We start from the raw sequence: 25,429 nt of genomic DNA, 5'->3' as shown, positions 1-25,429 counted from the left end.
ATGATAATTCGCTACAATCGGGCAAACTAAAAGGACAAGGTTATGCAGTTTAAAAGGATGTTGTTATGCAATTACTGTTACTAAGTAGCTCGCGCGCCAATGGTAGCGACTATCTTGCACCCTATATGCCGTTAATTGAGCAAACGTTAAAGGGTATTACTGAACTGCTATTTATTCCTTATGCCGGTGTTAGCATTAGTTATGACGCTTATTTAGCCAAGGTAAAGCAAGCGTTACAGCCGTTAGCGATAAAGGTGAGTAGTTTACATCAGGCATCTGAACCCAAATTAGCGCTGCAAAATGCCCAAGCTATTTGTGTCGGCGGCGGCAATACATTTCACCTACTTTATAAGTTATATCAATTAGATATCTTAGATATCATTAAGCAACGCGTAACCGAAAGCATCCCTTATATTGGCTGGAGCGCAGGCACTAATATTGCCGGTGCAACCATTCAAACCACCAATGATATGCCGATTGTGCAACCTGCCTCATTTAATGCGTTAGGTTTATTACCGCTGCAATTAAACCCGCATTATAGCAATGTAACGCTAGCTGATTTTCACGGTGAAACCCGAGATATGCGCTTAGCTGAGTTTATGCAGTTGCAGCCAACCACGCCTATTATTGCACTGCCTGAAGGTAGCGCACTTAAGTGCACTGCGGATAATTTAACTTTATTGGGCGACGCCGGTGGTTTTTTATTTCAAGGTGGTAAGAAAACGCCGTTAATAGCACAAGCTGATTTATCAGCGCTGCTGTGCTAACTGTAATTGGGTAGCGAGTTGTAACGCTAGCTGCTGATATGCTGCGGTATTAGCAGCATAGGGTATTACCGCAAAACAGGGTGCGGTAATACGTTGGCGTAAATCAGCAATATTTTGCTCAAGCAGTGCCATTTCTGTATCAATACAGTTTGCGATCCAACCTATTAGCTTTGCGCCGCTGCGTTCAATTTCACGCACCGTTAGCATGGCGTGGTTTAAACAGCCGAGCTTTACTCCAACCACTAATATTACCGACAATTGCTGCTCAACGACCCAGTCCGCTAAATAGCGTTGCTCGCTTATAGGTAATAACCAACCACCCGCACCTTCAATAATTAACTGTTGTATTGGTAGCTGTTGCCAGCGGTGTAACGCGCTATTTAGCACCGCTTCGTCTATCGGCTGCAGGGTATTAATAGCCGCTAAATGTGGTGCTACTGGAGGTGCATAACAAATAGGGTTAACTTGCGAATAGGGTAACGCGATACCGGAATGCTGCTGCATCAGTAACGCGTCACTATTGTATCCATCGGCGTCAACACCCGCAGCTATTGGTTTTACGCCTACAGCAGTTAGTTTAAGCAGCTTAAAACCGTGCAGTAACATAGTGCTGATATACGTTTTGCCAGCATCGGTGTCGGTAGCAGTAATAAAACTGCTAGCCATGCAAATAGACGTATTTAGGCGCCTACTCATAGCCATGTTTAACCCCGCTAATAATCAACACTTGGTAGGTTGCAGGTAAACCTAATGCAGTGCAGTTTTGGTTATAGGCTGCAGCTAACCGTTGCCAGTAATTTTTCCCAGTAAGGCCGCCAGCATGACGTTTAGCGACCTGGTTCGCACCTAAGGTTTTTAGCTCTTTAGCTAAACTTATTACATCAGGGTAATACAGCTGATAGCTATGCTGTGTAAATTGCCAGCTCACATTAGGCACCTGTGCGGCCGCAGCACAAAGCTGCTGTTGTACTAAAAACGAGTTAACATGTTGCTGGTTGTCAATGCTAGCAAAAGCCTGCTTTAGCTCGGTTAATGTGCCATCAATCAACGTGGTAATAACGGCACGCCCACCTGGTACTAGCACTCGGCTAATCTCAGCCAGGACTGCCGAGGGATCTGGGCACCACTGCAGCATTAAACTGGAGAACACTTTATCAATACTTTGGTTTTGTAACGGCAGTGATGCTGCATTAGCCTGAATATAACGTGTGGCTAATTGCTGCTGCGCTGCCTTTTGTAACATACCTTGGCTTAAATCGACCGCAGAGAAGCCGGTGCTATAGGCACTAAAACGGGGATGGATCCAGCCTGGGCCACAGCCAATATCAAGTAACTGCCCGCGTTGATCGGCTGGCAGTAAGGTTAAAGCATCAAGTGCAACCTGCTGCTGTAAACGTGCTGCCGTAATATACTGCTCACTGGCTTTGCTAAAACTATTAGCAACCTGTGATATAAAACGCTCGGATATTGGCTGCATAGCCACTGTCATAACCATTGCCTTAATTGCTGCACTAACAGCTGTATATCTTGCTCAGTATGTTGTGTACTAAGCGTAATGCGTAAACGAGCACTGCCTTTAGCTACTGTAGGTGGGCGAATAGCACTAAGCCAAATGCCAGCCGTTTTTAACTGTTGGCTAACGGCCAAAGCGCGCTCGCTACTGCCAAGCACCACAACTTGAATTGCAGTTTGTGATGGCAGCAAAGGTAAATCGTCAGCTAACTGGCGAAATAGCGCAATATTGCTTTGCAGTTTGTCGCGGCGCCAATGCTCAACACGGCACAAACCGATACTTTTAACTACTGCCGCACATAAGGCTGGCGATAACGCGGTGCTGTAAACATAGTGCCGAGCAAACTGTTCTAGGTAATCAATTACCGTTTTACTACCAGCAACAAAGGCCCCCGCTACGCCAAGAGCTTTCCCAAAGTTGGCCATAGTGCAAAATAGCTGATTATTACTAACGCCCTGCGCCGCCGCCGAACCCTCGCCTTGTGGTCCAAGCACACCAATACCGTGCGCATCGTCTAACAACAGCATAGCGCTATGCTTATTGCACAACGCCAGCATGCTTGTTAAATCAGGGCTGTCGCCGTCCATGCTAAACACACCTTCGGTCACCACCATTGCTGCATTATGCTTTGCCAATAGCTGCGCCAATGCGGCAGTGTCATTGTGAGAAAAACGTTTAAAGCTAGCATTGCTGTGCAGCGCACCATCAATTAACGAGGCATGGCTAAGCTTGTCTAACAGCAGCGTGTCTTGTTTATCTGCTAACGTCGTAAGCATGGCATGGTTAGCAGCAAAGCCGGAAGAAAATAACAAGGCGCGTTCTACGCCTAACCAATCAGATAATTGTTCAGTGAGTTGCTGATGTATCTGATGCTGGCCGGTAACCAAAGGGGAGCCCGAGCTACCCGCGCCGTATTTTAATGCACCGTCCGCATAAGCTTGCAATAGCTGCGGTGCGCTAGCTAAACCTAAGTAGTCGTTACCACAAAAATTTAAATAATCGCGCTCAGCTATTTGCACCAAACGGCCACTATATTGCTGTAGCGTTTGTGGCGTGCGTAGCAAATGTTGCTGCGCACGTTCGGTTAACGCCTGTTGCAGTTGGGCAATTTTCGTTGGTTGCATTTAGCCCGCTGCGTGAAACAATGGCGGGTTAGCTTGCTCTTTTATCGCTTCGGTTAACGCCAAAGTATGCGCTTCATCTGATACATCATGGCGCTGTTCTGGCTTAATACCTAGCTTGGCAAACAACAACATATCGGCGTCAGCTTCAGGGTTATCGGTAGTAAGTAATTTGTCGCCATAAAATATTGAATTAGCGCCAGCGAAAAAACACAGCGCTTGCATTTGTTCATTCATCCGCGAGCGACCAGCCGATAAACGCACATGGCTTTGCGGCAACATAATACGCGCCACCGCAATGCTACGAATAAACTCAAACGCGTCTAAATCTTCAACATTTTCTAATGGCGTTCCCGCGACCTTTACCAGCATGTTAATTGGTACACTTTCTGGATGTTCAGGCAAATTGGCTAATTGCATTAATAATGCGGAACGATCATTGGCCGTTTCACCCATACCTAAAATACCACCACAACATACTTTCATGCCGGCATCACGCACGTGGCTTAGTGTATCTAAACGGTCTTGATAAGTACGAGTAGTAATAATTTCACCGTAAAACTCAGGTGAGGTATCTAGGTTATGGTTGTAATAGTCTAAGCCCGCTTGCGCTAGCGTTTTCGCTTGTTCATTATCAAGCATGCCAAGTGTCATACAGGTTTCTAGGCCCATATTTTTCACGCCTTGCACCATTTCAATAATGTAGGGCATATCGCGTTGTTTTGGGTTACTCCACGCGGCGCCCATACAAAAACGAGTAGCACCCTGATCTTTCGCCGCTTTTGCTTGTGTCAGCACCTTTTCAACTTCTAATAAACGCTCACGCTCTAAACCGGTATTATAATGACCACTTTGCGGACAATATTTACAGTCTTCAGCACAAGCGCCGGTTTTAATGGATAACAAGGTGCTTACTTGCACTTCATTCGGTGTAAAATGCTGACGATGTACGGTTTGCGCTTGAAATAATAAATCATTAAATGGTAACGCATATAATGCATTAACTTGGGCCAAGGTCCAATCGTGGCGCACTGCTGCCTGCATAATAATCCTTGTTCAGATTGAGGTTATAAACATTTTCGGCTAGTCTAACCGCCACCTCAGCCTTGTCAATGCCAGCAAAAGGCCAAACTTTACTACAGGTTATTAAATGAGCATAAATATAGCGTTTGATCGCGAGCATATTTGGCACCCTTATACCTCTATGCTCAAGCCGTTACCGGTATATCCAGTAGTTGCAGCACAAGGCTGTGAGTTGATATTAGAAAACGGCCAGCATCTAATTGATGGTACGGCATCGTGGTGGTCGGCAGTACACGGTTATAACCATCCATTGCTAAACGAGGCGGTAACCAGCCAGCTGAGCAAAATGGCACATGTAATGTTCGGCGGCATAACCCACCCGCCGGCGGTTGAGCTATGTCAGCGTTTACTAAAGATGGTGCCCGGCAATTTAACCAAAGTTTTTTTAGCCGATAGTGGCTCTATTGCGGTAGAAGTTGCCATAAAAATGGCTTTGCAATATTGGTTAGCCAGTGAGCAACCAAGCAAAACCAAACTGATAAGCCTAAGAAAAGGCTATCATGGCGATACGTTTGCCGCGATGGCAGTATGCGATCCGGTTGATGGTATGCACGATATGTTTGCCGGCTTATTAGCGCAGCACTATTTTTTACCCGCACCGGAAAGCCGTTTTGACGGCGATTTTATTGCTAATGACATTAGCGCTTTAGAGCAACTATTAGCTGAATGTCACACCAATATAGCCGCGCTTATTGTTGAACCTATAGTACAAGGTTATGGTGGTATGCGTTTTTACCACCCTGAATATTTACGCCAAGCGCGTAAACTCTGTGACCGTTATCATATACTATTAATTGCCGATGAAATTGCTACCGGCTTTGGCCGTAGCGGTAAACTATTTGCTTGTGAGCATGCAGGTATTCAGCCCGATATTATGTGTGTTGGTAAAGCCCTTAGTGGCGGTTACATTTCGTTGGCCGCCACCTTGTGTACCAATGAAGTGGCACGCGGTATTAGCCTAAGCGCCGCCGGCGGTTTAATGCATGGCCCAACTTTTATGGCAAACCCGCTCGCCTGCGCAGTAGCAAATGCCAGTTTACAACTTATTGAGTATGGCGATTGGCAATGGCAGGTGCCAGCCATTGAAGCTCAGTTAAAACGTGAGCTAGCCGCTTGTCGTAATTCGCCAAAGGTAAAAGATGTGCGGGTGCTAGGCGCTATTGGCGTACTTGAAATGCACGATAAAGTGGACGTAGCCGTATTGCAGCAACAGTTTGTCGAGCTAGGTGTGTGGATCCGGCCGTTTAATCACCTTATTTATGTCATGCCGCCGTTTATTATTACTGAAGCAGAGCTAAGCAAGCTAACCCACGCCATGCGTGTTATTACTGGTGTTTAAACTTGCTAATGCTTACACCTGCCAATATAAGTACAGCAATAAGCCAATACTGCTGAGCAATAATATAATAATGTTAAAGTGTAAATGATCACCACGGCGGCGTAAGCGCATTTTGTTTAATAATAAACTTAAGCTACTACTCAATATCGCTGCCCATAATAGGTAGCGTAAATATTGCGTAAGCTGCGGCTGCCAATCGGCGCGAATATTGATATCCCAATAACGTACTAAACCCGTTTCGAGATCTGGACTGGCATAGTGCGCCAGCACAAGGCCGGCAATAAACAATAACCAGCCCAATATTGCGAGCCAACTAAAACCTCTACACAGTAGATCTGGACCTTGGCGGCGTTCAAATTTCTCTGGTTTATCTTGGTCTGAAATCAATTTAATTGTCCTAGTAACTTTTACTTGTGTTGTGCGCTTGGCTCAGTATCATTATATGCCTTATATCGTTTACTATGCGCAGTACTAAACATAGTCTTAAACCCATTATTAAACATAGTTCGTGAACATATTAGTGAACATACTTTGCTAAGTTTACACCCTCTGGAGTTTGTTGCATGACGCACGCCGTTATTAAAGATGTTTTAGCTGGTCGCTATGCCATAGGTGATACTGTCACTGTTAAAGGCTGGATCCGCACCCGCCGCGATTCTAAAGCCGGCATTTCCTTTTTAGCTATTCATGATGGCAGCTGCTTTGATGCTGTGCAGGCGGTTATACCTGCTGAATTACCTAATTATGAATCAGAAGTAAAACGCCTAACCAGTTCTTGTTCAGTAAGCGTTACCGGCACTGTTGCGCAATCTGAAGGCCAAGGCCAAGCATTTGAACTGCAAGCTAGCGATATTAAAGTACTAGGTTGGGTAGAAAACCCAGATACCTACCCGATGGCACCAAAACGTCATAGCATGGAATATCTGCGTGAACACGCGCATTTACGCCCGCGCACTAACATTATGGGTGCTGTTACTCGGGTGCGCCATTGTTTAGCTCAAGCGGTACATCGGTTCTTCCATGAACAAGGTTATTACTGGATCAGTACACCAATTATTACCGGTTCAGACGCTGAAGGTGCCGGTGAAATGTTCCGTGTTAGCACTTTAGATCTTGAAAACTTACCGCGTAACGATAAAGGCGCCGTAGATTACAGCCAAGATTTTTTCGGTAAAGAAACCTTCTTAACAGTTTCTGGCCAGTTAAACGGCGAAACCTACGCTTGTGCTATGTCAAAAATTTATACTTTTGGCCCAACTTTCCGTGCCGAAAATTCAAATACCAGCCGTCACTTAGCCGAGTTCTGGATGATTGAACCAGAAGTCGCCTTTGCTGAATTGAAAGACATCGCGCAATTAGCCGAAGATATGCTGAAATACGTATGCAAAGCCGTACTAACTGAACGTGCTGACGACATGGCGTTCTTCGCCGAGCGCATTGACCCAACTGCGATAACTCGTTTAGAAAAACTGGTTAATTCTAGCTTTGTCCGTATGGATTATACCGACGCGATTGACATTTTAAAAAGCTGTGGCAAAAAGTTCGAATACCCTGTGGAATGGGGTGTTGACTTGCAATCAGAGCACGAACGTTACCTTGCTGAAGAACATATTGGCGCGCCAATTATTATGCAAAATTACCCCAAAGACATTAAAGCCTTTTATATGCGCTTAAATGACGATGGTAAAACGGTTGCAGCAATGGACGTATTAGCACCAGGTATTGGTGAAATTATCGGTGGTAGCCAGCGTGAAGAGCGTTTAGAAGAATTTGATAAGCGCTTAGAAGAAATGGGCTTAAATAAAGAAGACTACGGTTGGTACCGTGATTTACGTCGTTATGGCACCGTACCACACGCCGGTTTTGGTTTAGGCTTTGAACGTTTAGTGTCGTACGTTACTTGTGTTAATAATATTCGCGATGTTATCGCGTTCCCACGTACACCAGGTAATGCTGATTTCTAATACAGCTTAAGCCTATGCACTAACAAGAAAAGGGGCAAAGCCCCTTTTCTATTTCTTAGCAACCACAATTTGCCATTAGCGTTGTTATAGTAATTCTTCACGTAGCTGCGCTGGGCTTTTTGCCGATAACAAACTAGGTGCAATATCAAATACTGTTTTTGCCCCTACTTCACCAGACAAGGCTAAACGATGTACCGCACGAGCATAAGCCACTAACACGCTTGAGGTAAACTCGGGGTTACTGTCCAAGGTTAAACCATACTCTATGGTCTGTTTATTATTATCGCCGGTTACTCCACTACGAATAACAAAACCACCGTGAGGCATTGTACTATGATCTTTATCAAAGCTAGCTTGATCAATAAAATGTACTTTGGTGTCATAGTCGGCAAAGTAGTCAGGCATAGTTACAATCGTATGTCGCACTGTTTCCTCGTCAACACCGGCTTTTAATACCACATAGCATTCGCGGGTGTGTTTTTCTCGAGTGGTAAGCTCTGGTTGCTCACCACTGCGTACGCGTGTAATCGCCGCTTCAATCGGTAAGGTATACTGCGCAGCACTTTGCACGCCAGCAATGCGGCGTATGGCATCAGAATGGCCTTGGCTTAAGCCTTTACCCCAAAAGGTGTAAGTTTTACCTTCAGGTAAAATAGCCTCACCATATAAACGGTTAATTGAAAACAAACCGGGGTCCCAACCACCAGACAACATGGCAACATGGCCAGACTTTTGTGCCGACTGAGCTAACGCGGCGTAGTGATCATTCACTTTGGCGTGAGTATCAAAACTATCAACCGTATTAAAAAACTGTGCTAAATACGGCCCCTGCTCGGGTAAGTCGGTTTTAGAGCCACCGCACAGTATCATCACATCAACTTCGTCTTGATACTGCTCAATATCGGCCATAGCGTATACTGGTACATCAGTATCAAGTAAGGTAACACTCGTTGGCGCGCGACGACTAAATACGCCAACTAAGCGCATATCGGGGTTTTGTTTTAGTGCAGCTTCAACACCACGGCCTAAATTGCCATAACCGGCAATGGCCACTCTGATGGGATGCGTCATAATAATTTACCTTATAGCATTAAAAATAACGAAACAGGCCAATACCACTGCACAGCATTAAAAAAACAAAACGTTTTAAATGCGCAGTGTTAATTGAGAGATTGGCTTAGCAGCAAAATAATAACGCAATCTTGCCGGAACACTAAGCAAAATACCGGATAAATTAGTTATCTCTTTAATTTTAATTAAACCAAATCAGGAGCTTTTTATGACTAACAATTATACCCCGCCCAAAGTGTGGACCTGGGATAGCGAAAACGGGGGTAAATTTGCCCATATTAATCGCCCTGTTTCAGGTGCTACTCATAACAAAGCAATGCAGGTTGGTAAACATCCATTGCAGTTGTATTCATTGGCTACTCCCAACGGCGTGAAAGTAACCATAATGTTAGAAGAGCTGCTACTTGCTGGCCATAGCGCAGCTGAATACGATGCGTGGCTAATTGATATTAGTAAAGGCGATCAATTTGCCAGTGGCTTTGTTGAGATTAACCCAAATTCAAAAATTCCGGCTTTATTGGACACCACTAATGGCATGCGCATATTCGAGTCAGGTTCGATTTTAGTTTATCTGGCCGATAAATTTAATGCATTTTTAAGCAAAGACTTAGCAAAACGCACCGAAGTAATGAGCTGGTTATTTTGGCAAATGGGCAGTGCCCCCTTTTTAGGTGGCGGCTTCGGTCATTTTTATGCCTATGCACCAGAAAAATACGAATACCCAATAAATCGCTATGCCATGGAAGTAAAACGCCAGCTAGATGTATTAGATAAGCAACTTGCGGTGCACGAATATATAGCTGGTGATGAATATAGTATTGCTGATATGGCCATTTGGCCGTGGTACGGCGGCTTAGTGTTGGGCCAACTATATAACGCGGCAGAATTTTTAGATGTGCAAAGTTATAGCCATGTTTTACGCTGGGCTAAGCAGCTGGCACAGCGCCCAGCGGTAAAACGTGGTCACTTAGTTAATCGCTCGTTTGGTGACGGCGCGCAGCTACCAGAGCGCCATAATAGCTCTGATTTTATTCCATTCAATTTATAGCTGTTTGTCTTGGTATAAATAAAAAGGCTGTTATAACAACAGCCTTTTTTAACCTAAAACAAATTAATACTTAAGCGGCTTTTACGCTAGCAATCCAGTTATTAACCCGTTTTTCTAACACATTAAGTGGCAATGCACCGCCACCTAATACTGTGTCATGAAAGGCGCGAATATCAAACTTATCACCTAGCTCAGTTTGCGCTTTACTGCGTAGCTCTACTATTTTTAACATGCCAATTTTATATGCGGTTGCTTGGCCAGGCCAAACAATATAACGACGTACCTCTGAAATAACCGCACCTTGAGCGATGGGCGTTTTCTCTAAAAAGTAATCTATCGCTTGTTGCTCATTCCAGCCTTTAGCATGCAGCCCTGTATCGACCACTAAACGCACCGCACGCCACATTTCAGTGATCAAACGGCCAAAATCGGAATACGGGTTTTGATAAGCACCCATTTCTTTGGCTAATAACTCGGCATATAACCCCCAACCTTCGGAATATGCGGTAAAGCCAGCTTGAGTGCGAAATGTGGGTACCGAAGTTAACTCTTGCGCAATAGATATTTGCATATGATGGCCTGGGTTACCTTCGTGATAAGCAATGGCCTCCATTTCATTTTTTGGCATAGAGCGCATATCAGACAAATGCGCATAGTAAATACCTGGCCTTGCACCATCTGGGGTACCAGGGAAATAATGCTGTGCTGCACCTGGCTCTTCTCTAAACGCTTCTACTCTTTTCACTGTCAGATCAGCTTTGGGTAAAATTCCGAAGAGCTCGGGTAATCGCTGATTAATAAACGCAAGGTACTGACGTGAATCCTCTAAATATGCTTCACGCCCAGCATCTGTCTCAGGATAGTAAAATTGATCATCGTCTTTAATAAATTTAAAGAAGGCTTTTAAATCGCCGGTAAAACCTACTTTGTTTTTTATTGCGATCATTTCATTAGTTAAGCGCTCTACCTCGTTCAAGCCAATTTGGTGAATTTGCTCGGCGGTTAAATCGGTAGTGGTTGATACTTTTAATTGATAATTGTAATAGTCGACACCATTAGGCTGCTTGCCTACGCCTGTCGCTATATCATCAGTAAACTGAATGTCTTGCTCTAACCATTGCTTAAGTGCGGTATAGGCAGGTAAAAATTGGGTTTCTAACGCTGTCTTTGCATCATCAGCTAGCTGTTTAGCTTGGCTATCCGTTAACTTATCAGCTTTAACCAGAGTATCAATTTTATCTTTGACATCGGCCCATAGCGGAACATCTTGCTCGGCATCAATAAAAGGCGCACCAGCAATCAAATTATTAATTTGTGCTACTACGCCCTCATACGCAAAACGCGGCGCGCGTATATTTAGCTTTGCATTGTCTTTAGCACGTTCTAGCAGCTGGTTAAGTGCGTGGCTAATGCCATCGATACGTTTAACATAGGCTTGCATATCATCGATATTATCTACCTTGTGAAAGGTAATAAGAATTTGCGGCAACATGCTCTGTATGCCCTGCATTTGAGTAAATACATAAGCATTGTGGCGAAAGGCTACGCCCTCTTTAGCTTGCTCATATTGATAAACCCAGATGTCATAAGATGTTTGCGCTTCAGGCTCTAACTTACTGTAATCAAATTGGCTTTTTAACTCCGCCACGGTAGCGGCTAACCAAGCTAGCTGTTTATCTTCTGCAGCAATAGAGACATCATCAATTTGGTCATACTTATCTTTGCGGCCCAAAAACGTCATTTGTAATGGGCTTTGCTGCAGTTGTTCATTATATTTTATGTCAAACCATTGATTTAAGCGTTCGGTCTCTGATTGCTGCTTTTGCTCTGCAACAACGTTGGCCGCACTGTTGGTTGGGGTTTCAGTTACAGGGCTGCAACCTGTGATAACGCTGGCAATTGCCAGCGCAAGCAAAGACTTATACATAAAAACGTGTCCTTATTACTTTAGTAGTTATTAAACACAGCCTACCCTGTAATCGGTTTTTAGTATAAGCCTTAATTGTAACCAGCTTTGTCTGGCTTGAACTTATACTGGTTTAAGCACTAACCCGTTTGTACTGCCGATATTGCGGCAACCAAAAATTATCATCAATTTTCTGCTGTAATTGTGCATCGTCAAGTTCTAAGGCTAAACCTTGCTGTATCGCAACCTTAGCCACGTTAAAGGCGATTTGCTTACTTAGTGCCGCTAATTCTGTAAATGCGGGTAATAAACCACCACTACCTGTATTCGCTCTTGGTGACGCCGCAGCTAAGGTTTTACTGGCTTCGCGTAACATCTCATCGCTAATAAGCCGTGCCTTGCTCGCTATTACGCCAAGGCCAATACCGGGAAAAATATAACTATTGTTACACTGGGCAATAGCATATTGCTTGCCGTTATAGGTTACCGGCGCAAAGGGGCTACCGGTAGCAATAATGACATCGCCATCAGTCCAATTTATAACTTGCTCAGGTGTGGCTTCAACCTGACGCGACGGGTTACTTAATGGAAATATAATAGGCGTTGTGGTGCCCGCTTTCATAGCGCGAATTACCGCTTCGGTAAATAAACCGGGCTGTCCGGACACACCTATTAGAATACCCGGTGCGGCGCAGTTCATTACATCAAGTAGCGTAGGAAACGCACCGCTATAGCTCCAGCTATCTATGGCACTTTGTGGTTGTGCTAAGGCTTGTTGAAAATCACGTAAATCGGGGGTGCTGCAGGTAAGCAAACCAAAACGGTCAATCATATACACTTGGCTACGCGCTTGAGTTTCACTAATACCCTCAGCCACCATCTGGCTAATAACCTGTTCTGCAATACCACAGCCGGCCGAACCTGCACCAACAAATGCCACTTTTTGCTCAGATAGCTTTGCATTTTTACTGCGACAAGCGGCAAGCAAAGTGCCTACAGTAACAGCTGCAGTGCCCTGAATATCATCATTAAAACAGCAAATTTTATCGCGATAACGCTGCAATATTGGCATAGCATTAGGTTGAGCAAAATCTTCAAACTGAATAATCGCTTCTGGCCAGCGACGTTTTACGGCTTGAATAAACAACTCAACAAATTCATCATATTCTTGTTGTGCTACCCGCTTTTGTCTAAGGCCCATATACATTGGGTCGTTCAGCAGTTTTTCGTTGTTGGTACCAACATCCAACATTACCGGTAAGGTATAAGCAGGGCTAATACCACCACATGCGGTATATAACGACAATTTACCAATAGAAATGCCCATGCCGCCAATGCCCTGATCACCTAGACCAAGCACACGTTCACCATCGGTGACGACAATCACTTTTACCTTACGTTTAGTGGCGTTTCTTAGTACTTCATCTAACTGATGCCGATCGTTATAACTAATAAATAAGCCACGTGCGCTGCGGTAAATATCAGAAAACTGCTCACACGCATCACCCACCGTTGGCGTGTAAATAATCGGGATCATTTCCTCTAAATGCTGCTGCAGCAGGCGATGGAATAAAGTTTCGTTATTGTCTTGAATGGCCCGCAAGTAAATATGCTTGTTAATCGCGGTGTCAAAGCTTTTATATTGCATATAAGCACGGCTAACTTGCTCTTCAATCGTTTCATAACGGGGCGGTAATAACCCTGCCAAATTAAAGGCTAAACGTTCTTCTTGCGTAAAAGCACTGCCTTTATTTAACAATGGCGTTTCTAATAATGCAGAGCCTGAATATGCGGTATACAGCGGGAGTTTTTTCATTAATAGACATCCGAAAGTAGACAAGGTAACACTATGGCACCTTACCTAGCTTAAAATTAATAAATGGTGCTAATTCTAGGATTTAGTACCGATAGGATAAATAAGCCTTCCGTATTACAAAAATCAATGGCGCGAAGCACATCTTGTTGGCTTAGTTGTAATAATTCGAGCACAAAAGGATCGACCAATTCTTTTATCGAATAAATTTCTGGATGCTGGTTAGCTAATGCCAAACGTGTGGCCAAATATGTTACGAGCTGCGCTTTATTTTTCTGCACAAAATTATGGCTATGCTGTAAGGCAATAGGTTCGACAATACTGTCGGGTAATTGCCATAAATGCAGTAACTCGGCACCGCAATCGGCATAGGTAAAAGCGAGTTCACGCTGTTGCACTTGCCATGGCCGTTCACTTGCCGTGTAATTTTGACAGTTTTGTGCTTGTACTGGGTTATTTTGTAAAACCACTAACTCGCCAATATTGTGCAGTAAACCTGCAACATAATACCGATCGGTAGGTTTTAGCAGGCAGCACTGCGCAAGAAAGCGAGCGATTAGCGCCGCATTAATGCTTTGCTCCCAAAACCGTTCAAGATCAATGGCTGAGGTGTCAATTTTGCTACATGCCGATGAAATGCCAATACTCAGGATCAAGTTATAAACTTGAGTTTTACCTAAAATTAAAAGGGCCTTGCTGACGCTTTCTACTTGGTAAGGTAAATTGTATATGGCGCTGTTGGCCAACTTTAGAAGCTTAGAGGTTAACACCGGATCTAACATGATCACGTCGGCGACTTCATCCAAACTTGCGGTGTCAGAGTCCATCAGCTGCTTTGCATGTAAATATCCTTCCGGCAAGGCAAACAGATCTGCAACATTCTGAGCATATTGCAAAGCTTTCATTGGATATTATCTCCCGTAGCGAACACACACTATGGTGCGTTAACTATAAGTGTTACTGCTTGATACGATTTTACAAGGTTTGCTGGGAAAAACTTAGTGTTTTTTGTTAGAACGTCGTTTATATGCGCTTAGCGTGCCACAAGCTATTACAGGCCAGACCAGACTGACCTGTAACTTGTTAAATTTAGGCTACTAAACTACGTAACATCCAGGCCGTTTTTTCATGTACTGTCATGCGTTGCGTCAAAATATCTAAAGTTACTTCGTCTTCGGCATCTTCAGCGGTTTTAACCAATGAACGTGCCGTTTTAGCAATAGCCTCTTGGCCATTAACTAAATCTCTAATCATCTCTTCAGCACTTGGAATACCATCGGCTTCTTTAATTGATGTTAATTTGGCATAAGCCTTGTAAGAGCCCGGCGCAAACTCACCTAACGCACGAATACGCTCAGCGATATCGTCAACCGCAGTTGATAATTCCATATACTGAGTTTCAAATAAGGTGTGTAGTGTTTGAAACATTGGCCCAGTTACGTTCCAATGATAATTATGCGTTTTTAAATATAATGTATAGGTGTCGGCAAGCAGTACAGATAAACCTTCGACAATGGCTTTACGTTGAACGTCGTTAATACCAATATTAATTTTCATAGCGCTTCCTCTTAATGAGCACGGACACTGTTTTAACATAGCATAAAATAGAAATATCGTTTTACCTTTCTAGGTAAAACAGTGTGTTACCGCGCGTGAATAAATATGGACTTAGTAGACATGGGGATGTTGTGTAGAAAATTCAAGTAGAAAAACAATAAAGCCGGTCGTGAATGCCCGGCTTTATGCTTGTTATTACACGGTTTGTGCCGCGAGATACTCTTCGTACGTACCCACGAAATTACGAATATCTTTATCGGTTATTTCAATGATTCTACTGGCTAAACTAGATACAAACTCACGGTCATGGCTAACAAATATTAACGTGCCTTTATAATGCTCTAATGCCAAGTTTAATGATTCTATCGATTCCATATCCAAGTGGTTGGTCGGTTCATCCATAACTAAAATATTTGGCCGTTGTAACATTAATTTACCAAATAACATCCGGCCTTTTTCACCACCTGATAGTACTTTAACCGACTTTTTAATCTCATCTTGTGAAAATAATAACCGGCCAAGAATACCTCGGATCGCTTGTTCATCATCAGACGGCTGCTTCCACTGGCTCATCCAGTCAAACAAACTGATGTCTTCGCTAAACTCATGCGCATGATCTTGAGCGTAGTAACCAATCTTATGGTTTTCTGACCATTTCACCATGCCTGAATCGGGTTTTAAATCACCTACTAAACATTTAAGTAGCGTAGTTTTACCAATACCATTCGCACCTAAAATGGCTACTTTCTCGCCAACTTCAATAGTTAAACCTAAATCTTTAAGTAAGCTAAGCTCACCAAAACTCTTGTTTAAACCCTCTACTTCTAGCGCTAAGCGATATAGCTGCTTTTGCTGTTCAAAACGAATAAATGGGTTAACGCGGCTAGAAGCTTTGACTTCGTCTAACTGAATTTTATCTATTTGTTTGGCACGCGATGTAGCCTGCTTAGCTTTTGAGGCGTTAGCAGAGAAGCGGCTAACGAAGGTTTGTAGCTCAGCAATTTGGGCTTTTTTCTTCGCATTATCTGACAATAAACGCTCGCGTGCTTGGGTTGCAGCAAACATATATTCGTCGTAATTACCCGGATACAAACGTAACTCGCCGTAGTCTAAATCAGCCATATGCGTACAAACGCTATTTAAAAAGTGACGGTCATGCGAAATGATAACCATAGTACTATTGCGCTCAGCTAGTACGTTTTCCAACCAACGAATAGTATTAATATCCAAGTTGTTGGTAGGTTCGTCTAACAGCATTATTTCTGGATCAGCAAACAGTACTTGTGCCAGTAATACCCGCAATTTAAAGCCGGGCGCAATGGCTGACATTAAACCAAAATGCTGCTCGACCGGAATACCGACGCCAATTAACAATTCGCCAGCGCGCGATTCTGCCGTGTAACCGTCCATTTCACCAAAAGCAACTTCTAAGTCAGCTACTTTCATACCATCTTCTTCACTCATCTCGGCACTAGAGTAAATACGATCACGTTCTTCTTTTACTGCCCAAAGTTCGCCGTGCCCCATAATAACGGTATCTATTACCGAATATTGTTCAAATGCGAACTGATCTTGGTGCAGCTTAGCTACACGGTGATTAGGTTCAACAAACACATTTCCCGCACTTGGCTCAAGTTCACGACTTAAAATTTTCATAAAAGTGGATTTACCACAGCCGTTCGCACCAATTAAACCGTAGCGATTACCATCGCCGAATTTAATTGAAATATTTTCAAACAACGGCTTGGCGCCAAATTGCATTGTAATGTTAGCAGTTGATATCACAGTGTGTTCCAGAACAGGTTAGGACTGATACCTAAGTAGACAAAACTACCAAGGGCAAAAAGTGCGCTACTATACGCTTATTTGAACGTAAACTCAAAACAAACGCCTAGTTAAAACTAGGCGTTAATGGTTATTAGGCTGCAACAGGTTAGGCGCGGCTTTTAATTACTGCGGCTTGGCAAAGCTCGGTAATGCGTTGCCAATCTTTTTGTATTATGGCGTCGTCAGGTACGATCCAAGAGCCACCAACACATTTTACGTTGGGTAACGCTAAGTAATCCATAAAATTACTGTCGTTAATGCCACCCGTTGGGCAAAAGCATACGTCAGCAAATGGACCATAAATCGATTTTAGTGTTTTTACGCCACCAGCGGCTTCTGCCGGAAAAAATTTAAAGTGGCTATAACCCAAGCTCACCCCTTCCATTAACTCAGAAATACTGGCAATGCCTGGAATAAGCGGAATACTGGCGTCTTTCCCCGCTTGCAGTAATTCACGTGTAAGGCCAGGGCTTATTGCAAACTTCGCTCCAGCGGCAATGCATTGTTGCAACTGTTCTGGCGTAGTTATAGTACCGGCACCAACAATGGCGTCAGGTACTTCTTTTGCGAGTAAACGGATCGCATCCAGCGCAATAGGTGTGCGCAGTGTTACTTCTAATACTTTTATGCCACCGGCCACTAGCGCTTTGGCCATAGGTACAGCGTCGGCGAGATCTTTAACCACAATAACTGGCACTACAGGCCCTTGGTTAAATAAGGTTTCGGGTTGTAACTGCCAATTTTTAAATGCCATATTAATTACTCGCCAAAAATTGTTTTAAATACACTGCCGCGCCTACTAAACCGGGCTGAGCAGCAGTAACAACATAGGTTGCGATCTGGCGATTAAATGCACTTAACCGACCTTTTGTTTCAAAACGAGATCTAAATTCACTATCAGCCATCAGTGGTAACAGTTTGGGCGTAATACCACCGGCGATATAAACGCCGCCAAAGGTACTTAAGGTTAATGCCAGATCGCCAGCCACACTGCCTAAACTGGCAAAAAATTGGTTAACACTGTCTTTGGCCAATTCAGACTTCCCCGTCAGTGCCTGTGCGGCAATTTGTGCGGCACTTGTCGGTGCTACGTCTTGCCCTCGATAGCGTGCCAAGGCGTTAAATATTGCTTCCAGCCCAGGGCCAGATAATATTCGCTCGGCTGATACGTGGCCGTATTCTTTGGCTAATTGTTGCTTAATAAACCATTCTTGCTCAGTTTGCACCGCAAATTCGGTATGCCCACCTTCGCTTGGTAATGGAATAAAGGTGTCGTCAATCTTTAATAGATAGGCAACACCAAGCCCGGTACCGGCACCCAGCACTAACATAGGTTTACCCTGTTGTATTTCTCCCGCACCCACTTGCACCTTCTGTTCGGCATTTAATGCGGGCAGGCACATAGCGACGGCAGTAAAATCGTTAATAACCTGCAGTGCTTCTAAGCCTAGTTGCCGCTGCATGGCATTTACTGAAAACTGCCAATGAAAATTTGTCATGCTAATTTGGTCGCCGTTAACCGGACAAGCAATGGCAATAGCGACATGCTTTATTAGCATCAACTGTTGTTCTGTTTGATAATGTATAAGTGCAGCGGCTAGGCTGGCAAAATCGGCACAGGCATACACCGCCACCTTATCTAGCGCTAAGGTTGTCAGATCAACGCGGCTAAAACGGGCATTGGTACCACCAATATCAGCCACAATGGCATAAGTTGGCAAGTTAGCCATGCAGGTGCTCCTCGGTGCCGAATAAACTGCATGCGCCTTGCTCCGCGCCGGTAAGTTGGCTACGCAATGCGCCAAACATTTCTCGGCCCATACCATGAAGATTATCTTGCATGCTAAGCGTTACCGCTTCGCGCGCAGCGAGATCTGCGTCCGAAATGAGTAGCTCTAAGCGGCCGGTTAAACCATCTACCGTCATCATATCGCCGGTTTGAATGCGTGCAATATTGCCACCATCCAGTGCTTCTGGCGTTACGTGAATAGCGGCTGGTACCTTACCTGATGCTCCAGACATACGACCGTCAGTGACTAAAGCAACTTTAAAACCACGGTCTTGTAACACGCCAAGTGGCGGCGTAAGTTTGTGCAGCTCTGGCATACCACAGGCTTTAGGCCCTTGAAAGCGCACTACAACAATACAGTCTTTATTTAAATCACCGGCCTGAAACGCGGCGTCGAGCTCATGCTGGCTAGAAAATACTACTGCTGGCGCCGTTACCACTTCGGTACCTTCGCGTAGCGCTGAAGTTTTAATAACACCGCGCCCGACATTACCCGATAACACTTCAAGGCCACCATGGCTTTTAAACGGTTTACTTACGCAGGTCAGTACATCAAAGTCTAACGACTGGGCCGGTGCCTCTATCCATTGTAATTTACCGTCTTGTATAACCGGTTGCTGGGTATAGCGGCGCAAGCCCTTACCGGCAATAGTTTGTACGTCTTCGTGTAATAAACCGGCATCAAGTAGCTCACGAATAAGCAGTGCCATACCACCGGCATGTTGAAAGTGGTTAATATCGGCCTGTCCGTTCGGGTAAATACGCGTTAATAACGGCGTAGCCGCAGACAGTTTGGCGAAATCGTCCCAATTAACGATAAAGCCCGCAGAACGCGCCATCGCAATTAAATGCATAGTATGGTTAGTTGAACCACCGGTAGCCAATAAGCCAACAATGCCATTAACAATAGATTTAGCGTCAATCATCTGGCCGATTGGCAGATAATCTGGGCCTAAATCTGTTAAACGTGTTACTTGGCGGGCCGCAGCTTTAGTTAGCTCATCACGAAGCAAAGTGCTGGGATTAACAAAGGACGAACCGGGTAAATGCAGCCCCATAATTTCAATAACCAACTGATTCGAATTGGCTGTGCCATAGAAGGTGCAAGTGCCTGCAGCATGATAAGATGCCGATTCAGCTTCAAGTAACTGCTCTTTGCCTACTTTTCCTTCTGCAAATAACTGCCGTACGCGAGCCTTTTCTTTATTAGGAATACCGGACGGCATTGGCCCCGCAGGCACAAACACAAAGGGTAAGTGACCAAAACTCATTGCTGCCATAAACAAGCCTGGCACGATTTTGTCACAAATACCCAGCATTAAACCGCCATCAAACATATTGTGCGACAAGCCAATCGCTGCTGACATAGCAATGATGTCACGGCTAAGCAGGCTTAATTCCATACCGGGCTGGCCCTGAGTAATTCCATCACACATTGCTGGCACACCACCGGCAAACTGCGCGACACTTCCCACCTCAGATACCGCTTGCTTTAATAATGCAGGATAGTGTTCATAAGGTTGATGTGCCGACAGCATGTCGTTGTACGACGAAATAATGCCAATATTTGCTTTGGTTAAACTGCGTAAATCGCCTTTATCTTGCGAATTACACGCGGCAAAACCGTGGGCTAAATTACCGCAACTTAATACGCCTCGATGCGGTCCTTTTAACCTAGCCGCCTGTATACGTTGCAGATAAATTTCGCGGCTTTTTTGGCTACGGGCAATAATACTGTCGGTCACTTGCTGGATCTCAGGTAACATAACCATTTTTCCATTTACTCCCTAGGTGTCGCTATACATTACCGTAACTTGCGCTAGCGGATGTTGTAAGAATGCTCGTATTGGCATAGCTAATACGTCTTGCTCTGCCATCGCTTTATTAAGTACCGCCAATTTATTACTGCCAACTAAATGCAAAAATATATGCCGACTATCTAATAATCGTGGCAGGCTAAGCGACATACGTTGGTAAGGTGCGGTAGTCGGTTCTACTGCTAATACAGCAGGTGCCCCCTCAGCTAAACCTGCCGTTATTTGTGCACTACATGGGAATAAAGAGGCAGTATGGCCATCTTCGCCCATACCCAGAATGACTGCATCAAAAGTGGGTAAAGCGCTAATGCGCGGCAGTACTTCTGCAGCCCCCGTAAAGGCTGATGGCGTATTGGCATATAGGCTAATAAAACGGGCCGCGCTGGCTTTGTTTTGTAATAAAGTAGCTTTAACTAACCGCTCGTTTGAGTCAGTTTGGCTATCATCTAACCAACGGTCATCTGCCAACAATACCGTAACTTTATCCCAGGCTAAATTAACCTGACTGAGTGCAGTAAATAAGGCTTGTGGTGTTTTACCACCGGAAACTACTAAATACGCCGCGCCGCGTTGCGTAATGGCCTGCTGTAAAATAGTTACCAACCTATCGGAAAAATCGGCATTCAGTGCTGTAGTGTCATTAAATTTGTGTAACTGCATCATAATTTATTCCTCCCAATTACGATCATCACGAGCTAGTAACGATATAGCCGCAACCGGGCCCCAGCTTCCTGCTTGATATGACTTTGGTGGTTCATTATTTATCTTCCACGCATCTAAAATACCGTCAATCCAGCGCCAGGCATGTTCTACTTCATCGCGTCGCACAAACAAATATTGATTACCTAACATAGCCTCCAGTAATAAACGCTCGTAAGCATCAGCAATACGCTGTGATTTAAAGGTTTCGTCAAAGCTTAAATCCAGTTTGCTTTCCTGCAGGCGCATGGTTTCACCTAAGCCTGGTATCTTGTTTAATACTTGGATTTCAACGCCTTCATCCGGTTGTAAACGAATAATGAGCTTATTAGCAGGTAAATGGCTGTAGGTAGCGTGGAAAATATTATGTGGTTGCGGCTTAAAACTAATAACAACTTCGCTTAACTTAGATGCCATTCGCTTACCCGTGCGCAAGTAAAATGGCACACCAGCCCAACGCCAGTTATCAATATCTACTTTTATGGCGACAAAAGTTTCAGTTCTACTATTTAGTCTTGCGCCGTCCTCTTCTAAATAACCCGGTGCAGCTTTACCAGCAACAAAACCGCTGGCATATTGGCCTCGCACGGTTTTTTCTTGAATGTTGCTGAGATCTATTTTACGTAGTGCTTTGAGCACTTTAAGCTTTTCATCACGAATACTATCTGCATCTAACCGTGCAGGAGGCTCCATGGCAATTAGGGTAAGCACTTGTAATAGATGATTTTGTACCATGTCGCGCATTTGACCGGCATCGTCGTAATAGCTCCAGCGGCCTTCTACGCCAACTTCTTCGGCAACGGTAATTTGCACGTGATCAATAGAGTTATGATCCCAATTACTAGCAAAAATAGCGTTAGCAAAACGCAGCGCCAACAAGTTGAGTACGGTTTCTTTACCTAGATAGTGGTCAATACGGTAGATCTGGCTCTCATCATAAAACTCAGCAACCTGATCGTTAATTATCTTTGATGAAGCTAAGTCATGACCAATTGGTTTTTCTAATACCACCCGCGCCGGTCCTGTAGCTAAACCAGCAGACGCAAGCCCTTTACATATAGCGCCAAATAATGACGGTGGCGTAGCAAAATAGCTTACAGGTACGCGCTTATTGCAGTTAGTAACATCGGCAAGCTTTTGGTAATCTTGCTCGTTAGTGAGATCTAACTGCACGTAAGTGAGTTTTTTCTGTAACCGCTGCCATACCTCGTTATCTAGAGGTTCTTTAAGAAACTTATTTAGATTGGTTAATACCAGCTCAGTATACTCTTCGGTCGATAGCTCATCTCGCGCCACACCAATAATGCGAGAGTCGACACAAAACAAATTGGCTTTTTCTAATTGGTACATAGCGGGTAATAGCTTCCGCCGCGCTAAATCACCTTTGGTACCAAATAAAATTAAATCGCATGCAGAGTTTTGCGCAGTTGCTGCCATATCTAACCCTTAAAATATATGTAATTTTACAACACTTAACCGATGCTAACGCAGCGGATTAAGCTTGTAAACCAAATATAACGTAATTAAATTACGAATTGCGTAATGTTTTGACTATTCTTATATAATAAGGCAGCCTTAGCAACGGATCTGTTATTTTGTAGTAACTTTAATACTTTTCTGTTGACGTGAAGAAAGACAACATACTACAGAACAAATTGTATCAGCCTAATTATAAGCTAGGGATCACCGGATGAATGTGCTAGAAAAAATCGTCAATAATGTAACTAACTTTAGTAAATCAGAACGCAAAGTTGCTGACGTTATTCTGGCTAACCCGCAAGTTAGCATACACTCTAGCATAGCCACATTAGCAAAAATGGCTAACGTAAGTGAGCCTACCGTTAACCGGTTTTGCCGCAGGCTTGATACTAAAGGCTTTCCTGATTTTAAACTACATCTAGCGCAAAGCTTAGCCAACGGCACGCCCTATGTTAACCGTCATGTTGAAGAAGACGACGGTCCTGAAGCCTATACGGCTAAAATATTTGAATCGACAATGGCAGCGTTAGACACCGCTAGACAACGGGTAGATATTAACACTATTAATCGTGCGGTAGACGTACTTACCCAAGCCAAAAAGATTTCATTTTTTGGTTTAGGTGCTTCTGCTTCGGTAGCGCACGACGCGCAAAACAAGTTTTTTCGCTTTAATGTGCCTGTTGTTTGTTTCGACGACATTGTGATGCAACGCATGAGCGCCATTAATAGTACAGAGGGTGATGTAGTCGTGTGCATTAGCCATACCGGCAGAACCAAAAACCTATGTGATATCGCAACTATAGCTCGTGAAAATGATGCTACCGTCATTGGCATTACGTCATACGATAGCCCGCTAGCAAAAGAGTGTACCTTGGTATTATCGTTAGATGTACCTGAAGACACTGATATGTATATGCCTATGGCGTCACGCGTTGCTCAGTTAGTGTTAATAGATATCTTAGCTACCGGTTTCACACTGCGGCGCGGCAGCAAATTTAGAGAAAATTTGAAAAAGGTAAAAGACAGCCTTCGTGGGTCGCGTTTTGATAGAAAAGATTTTAACAACTAAACCAAGGACAGTGGTCATAGCAACTGCGGCGTTGGTCGTTTTCTTCAGTCTTAAGCTATATTCTGTAATTAAATTACATTACACTAACGTCATTCAACACCGCCCTCTTTGTAACTAGCAGGAAGTAATCATGCATAGAAGAACTAAAATTGTCGCCACCCTTGGCCCAGCAACCAATACGCAAATATCTATTGAAAAACTGATCCAAGCCGGTGCATCTGTTTTCCGTTTAAACTTCTCGCATGGTAGCTCTGATGATCACCGCGAACGGGCACAGATGGTTCGAGCTGCGGCGACAAAGCTTGGTGCCCACGTCGCTATATTAGGTGATTTACAGGGGCCCAAAATTCGGGTTTCAACCTTTAAAAATGGCTCGGTAATACTTGAAGAAGGTAATGCTTACGTACTAGATGCTGAGCTTGCCAAAGGTGAAGGTGACGAGCAGCAAGTAGGTATCGACTATAAAGAATTGCCACAAGATGTGAAAGCTGGCGATTTACTGCTGTTAGATGATGGTCGCATTCAGCTTGCGGTAGATAAGGTTGAAGGTTCGCGTGTTTATACCACAGTTACTGTTGGCGGTAAGCTAAGTAATAATAAAGGTATTAACCGTCAAGGTGGTGGTTTAACTGCCCCTGCCCTAACCGATAAAGACAAACGTGATATTCTTACTGCAGCAGAAATTGATGTCGACTATTTAGCGGTATCTTTCCCACGTAGCGGTGATGACATTCGTTTAGCTCGTGAACTAGCGAAGGCCGCAGGTTCAGAAGCACGTATTATGGCGAAAATTGAACGCGCAGAAGCAGTAGCTGACGATGAAACCTTAGATGACATTATTCGTACATCAGATGCCGTAATGGTGGCACGTGGTGATTTGGGCGTAGAAATTGGCGATGCGGAGCTAGTTGGCCAACAAAAGCGGATTATTGCCCGTTCTCGCCAATTAAACCGCGTGGTAATTACGGCTACGCAAATGATGGAAAGTATGATTGAAAGCCCTATGCCGACACGGGCTGAAGTGATGGACGTCGCCAACGCAGTATTAGATGGCACAGATGCGGTAATGCTATCGGCAGAAACCGCAGCAGGTAAATACCCAACTGAAACGGTTAAAGCTATGGCGCGAGTATGTGACGGTGCGGAAAAACACCCAAGCGTGCAAATATCTAAACATCGTATGGACGTCGCTTTCACCGAAATTAGTGAAACTATTGCGTTATCTGCGATGTACGCGGCTAACCACTTAGACGGTATTAAAGCCATTATTACGCTCACTGAGTCAGGTTATACCGGCAAGCTGATGTCGCGTATTACGTCACCACAGCCTATTTATGCGCTATCTCGGCATACCAAAACGTTAAATAAAATGGCGCTATACCGCGGTGTATATCCGGTATTTTTTGACAGCACGGTAATAACGGGTAAGTCACTAGCTGATGCAGCAATTGACGCCATAAAACATCAAGCAGAATTAAAGACTGGTGATTTAGTGGTTATCACCTACGGTGACATAATGGAAACTATAGGCGCATCAAACACCTGTAAAATAGTACAAGTTAAATAA

At 44.1% G+C, this 25,429-nt stretch carries 22 protein-coding genes; 6 read left to right on the top strand and 16 right to left on the bottom strand.

Features of this window, described 5'->3' with window-relative positions; all coding sequences use genetic code 11:
- Positions 1 to 65 precede the first annotated feature (65 nt).
- Complete coding sequence (gene pepE / locus MN199_RS05745; RefSeq protein ID WP_335738725.1) at positions 66 to 767, top strand: dipeptidase PepE; 702 nt, start codon at positions 66 to 68, stop codon at positions 765 to 767.
- Here pepE and bioD read toward each other — a convergent pair.
- Genes bioD through bioB form a run of 4 tightly spaced genes read right to left on the bottom strand, consistent with a single transcriptional unit; the run spans position 750 to position 4,445 of the window.
- Positions 750 to 1,469 (bottom strand): dethiobiotin synthase, encoded by a 720-nt coding sequence (gene bioD, locus MN199_RS05740; protein WP_335738724.1) that lies wholly within the window; start codon positions 1,467 to 1,469, stop codon positions 750 to 752. The genes pepE and bioD overlap by 18 nt on opposite strands.
- Entirely contained in the window at positions 1,456 to 2,256 is an 801-nt protein-coding gene (locus MN199_RS05735) for a methyltransferase domain-containing protein (RefSeq protein ID WP_335738723.1), read from the bottom strand. Before MN199_RS05735 ends, bioD begins: the two co-directional genes overlap by 14 nt.
- On the bottom strand, positions 2,253 to 3,404 hold the full coding sequence (gene bioF, locus MN199_RS05730) for an 8-amino-7-oxononanoate synthase (RefSeq protein ID WP_335738722.1): 1,152 nt from the start codon (positions 3,402 to 3,404) through the stop codon (positions 2,253 to 2,255). The genes MN199_RS05735 and bioF overlap by 4 nt, the downstream gene beginning before the upstream one ends.
- A complete protein-coding gene (gene bioB / locus MN199_RS05725; protein ID WP_335738721.1) occupies positions 3,405 to 4,445 on the bottom strand; it encodes a biotin synthase BioB in 1,041 nt (346 codons plus the stop codon).
- 106 nt (positions 4,446 to 4,551) lie between these two features.
- On the opposite strand from bioB, the gene bioA reads away from it, so the two are divergent.
- On the top strand, positions 4,552 to 5,823 hold the full coding sequence (gene bioA / locus MN199_RS05720; RefSeq protein WP_335738720.1) for an adenosylmethionine--8-amino-7-oxononanoate transaminase: 1,272 nt from the start codon (positions 4,552 to 4,554) through the stop codon (positions 5,821 to 5,823).
- Between the two features lie 12 nt (positions 5,824 to 5,835).
- Here the strand turns inward: bioA and MN199_RS05715 are convergent, their stop codons facing one another.
- The gene (locus tag MN199_RS05715) at positions 5,836 to 6,210 is read right to left on the bottom strand and encodes a hypothetical protein (RefSeq protein WP_132583326.1); all 375 of its coding nucleotides are present in this window, start codon (positions 6,208 to 6,210) and stop codon (positions 5,836 to 5,838) included.
- A gap of 176 nt (positions 6,211 to 6,386) precedes the next feature.
- Between MN199_RS05715 and asnS the strand changes: the two genes are divergently transcribed.
- A complete protein-coding gene (gene asnS, locus MN199_RS05710; RefSeq protein WP_335738719.1) occupies positions 6,387 to 7,787 on the top strand; it encodes an asparagine--tRNA ligase in 1,401 nt (466 codons plus the stop codon).
- An 84-nt stretch (positions 7,788 to 7,871) separates the two neighbouring features.
- On the opposite strand, the gene MN199_RS05705 is transcribed toward asnS, so the two are convergent.
- Positions 7,872 to 8,858, bottom strand: a complete 987-nt coding sequence (locus MN199_RS05705; RefSeq protein ID WP_335738718.1) for a diaminopimelate dehydrogenase — start codon at positions 8,856 to 8,858, stop codon at positions 7,872 to 7,874.
- A gap of 208 nt (positions 8,859 to 9,066) precedes the next feature.
- Between MN199_RS05705 and yghU the strand changes: the two genes are divergently transcribed.
- Positions 9,067 to 9,906 (top strand): glutathione-dependent disulfide-bond oxidoreductase, encoded by an 840-nt coding sequence (gene yghU, locus MN199_RS05700; RefSeq protein WP_335738717.1) that lies wholly within the window; start codon positions 9,067 to 9,069, stop codon positions 9,904 to 9,906.
- Between the two features lie 70 nt (positions 9,907 to 9,976).
- Here the strand turns inward: yghU and MN199_RS05695 are convergent, their stop codons facing one another.
- From MN199_RS05695 to zwf, 10 genes are all read right to left on the bottom strand, one after another.
- A complete protein-coding gene (locus MN199_RS05695; RefSeq protein ID WP_335738716.1) occupies positions 9,977 to 11,833 on the bottom strand; it encodes a DUF885 domain-containing protein in 1,857 nt (618 codons plus the stop codon).
- A gap of 112 nt (positions 11,834 to 11,945) precedes the next feature.
- Positions 11,946 to 13,628, bottom strand: coding sequence for an NAD-dependent malic enzyme (locus tag MN199_RS05690; RefSeq protein ID WP_335738715.1), 1,683 nt, complete (start codon positions 13,626 to 13,628; stop codon positions 11,946 to 11,948).
- Positions 13,629 to 13,684: 56 nt separating this feature from the next.
- The gene (locus MN199_RS05685) at positions 13,685 to 14,530 is read right to left on the bottom strand and encodes an HDOD domain-containing protein (protein WP_335738714.1); all 846 of its coding nucleotides are present in this window, start codon (positions 14,528 to 14,530) and stop codon (positions 13,685 to 13,687) included.
- A 184-nt stretch (positions 14,531 to 14,714) separates the two neighbouring features.
- Positions 14,715 to 15,182, bottom strand: coding sequence for a Dps family protein (locus MN199_RS05680; protein WP_132583312.1), 468 nt, complete (start codon positions 15,180 to 15,182; stop codon positions 14,715 to 14,717).
- Positions 15,183 to 15,377: 195 nt separating this feature from the next.
- Entirely contained in the window at positions 15,378 to 16,967 is a 1,590-nt protein-coding gene (locus MN199_RS05675; RefSeq protein ID WP_132583310.1) for an ABC-F family ATPase, read from the bottom strand.
- A 148-nt stretch (positions 16,968 to 17,115) separates the two neighbouring features.
- Positions 17,116 to 17,763 (bottom strand): bifunctional 4-hydroxy-2-oxoglutarate aldolase/2-dehydro-3-deoxy-phosphogluconate aldolase, encoded by a 648-nt coding sequence (locus tag MN199_RS05670; RefSeq protein ID WP_335738713.1) that lies wholly within the window; start codon positions 17,761 to 17,763, stop codon positions 17,116 to 17,118.
- Position 17,764: 1 nt separating this feature from the next.
- On the bottom strand, positions 17,765 to 18,739 hold the full coding sequence (gene glk / locus MN199_RS05665; RefSeq protein WP_335738712.1) for a glucokinase: 975 nt from the start codon (positions 18,737 to 18,739) through the stop codon (positions 17,765 to 17,767).
- Positions 18,732 to 20,564, bottom strand: coding sequence for a phosphogluconate dehydratase (edd, locus tag MN199_RS05660; protein ID WP_132583304.1), 1,833 nt, complete (start codon positions 20,562 to 20,564; stop codon positions 18,732 to 18,734). Before edd ends, glk begins: the two co-directional genes overlap by 8 nt.
- A 21-nt stretch (positions 20,565 to 20,585) precedes the next feature.
- Positions 20,586 to 21,278 (bottom strand): 6-phosphogluconolactonase, encoded by a 693-nt coding sequence (gene pgl / locus MN199_RS05655; protein WP_335738711.1) that lies wholly within the window; start codon positions 21,276 to 21,278, stop codon positions 20,586 to 20,588.
- Between the two features lie 3 nt (positions 21,279 to 21,281).
- The gene (gene zwf, locus MN199_RS05650) at positions 21,282 to 22,751 is read right to left on the bottom strand and encodes a glucose-6-phosphate dehydrogenase (protein ID WP_335738710.1); all 1,470 of its coding nucleotides are present in this window, start codon (positions 22,749 to 22,751) and stop codon (positions 21,282 to 21,284) included.
- 253 nt (positions 22,752 to 23,004) lie between these two features.
- On the opposite strand from zwf, the gene MN199_RS05645 reads away from it, so the two are divergent.
- Entirely contained in the window at positions 23,005 to 23,862 is an 858-nt protein-coding gene (locus MN199_RS05645; protein WP_132583300.1) for a MurR/RpiR family transcriptional regulator, read from the top strand.
- A gap of 130 nt (positions 23,863 to 23,992) precedes the next feature.
- Positions 23,993 to 25,429: a pyruvate kinase gene (gene pyk, locus MN199_RS05640; RefSeq protein ID WP_132583298.1), complete on the top strand. Its 1,437-nt coding sequence runs from the start codon at positions 23,993 to 23,995 to the stop codon at positions 25,427 to 25,429.

Source organism: Rheinheimera metallidurans, assembly GCF_036983985.1.
GTDB classification, from domain to species: Bacteria; Pseudomonadota; Gammaproteobacteria; order Enterobacterales; family Alteromonadaceae; genus Alishewanella; species Alishewanella metallidurans.
This window is presented reverse-complemented; position numbering and strand designations above follow the sequence as displayed.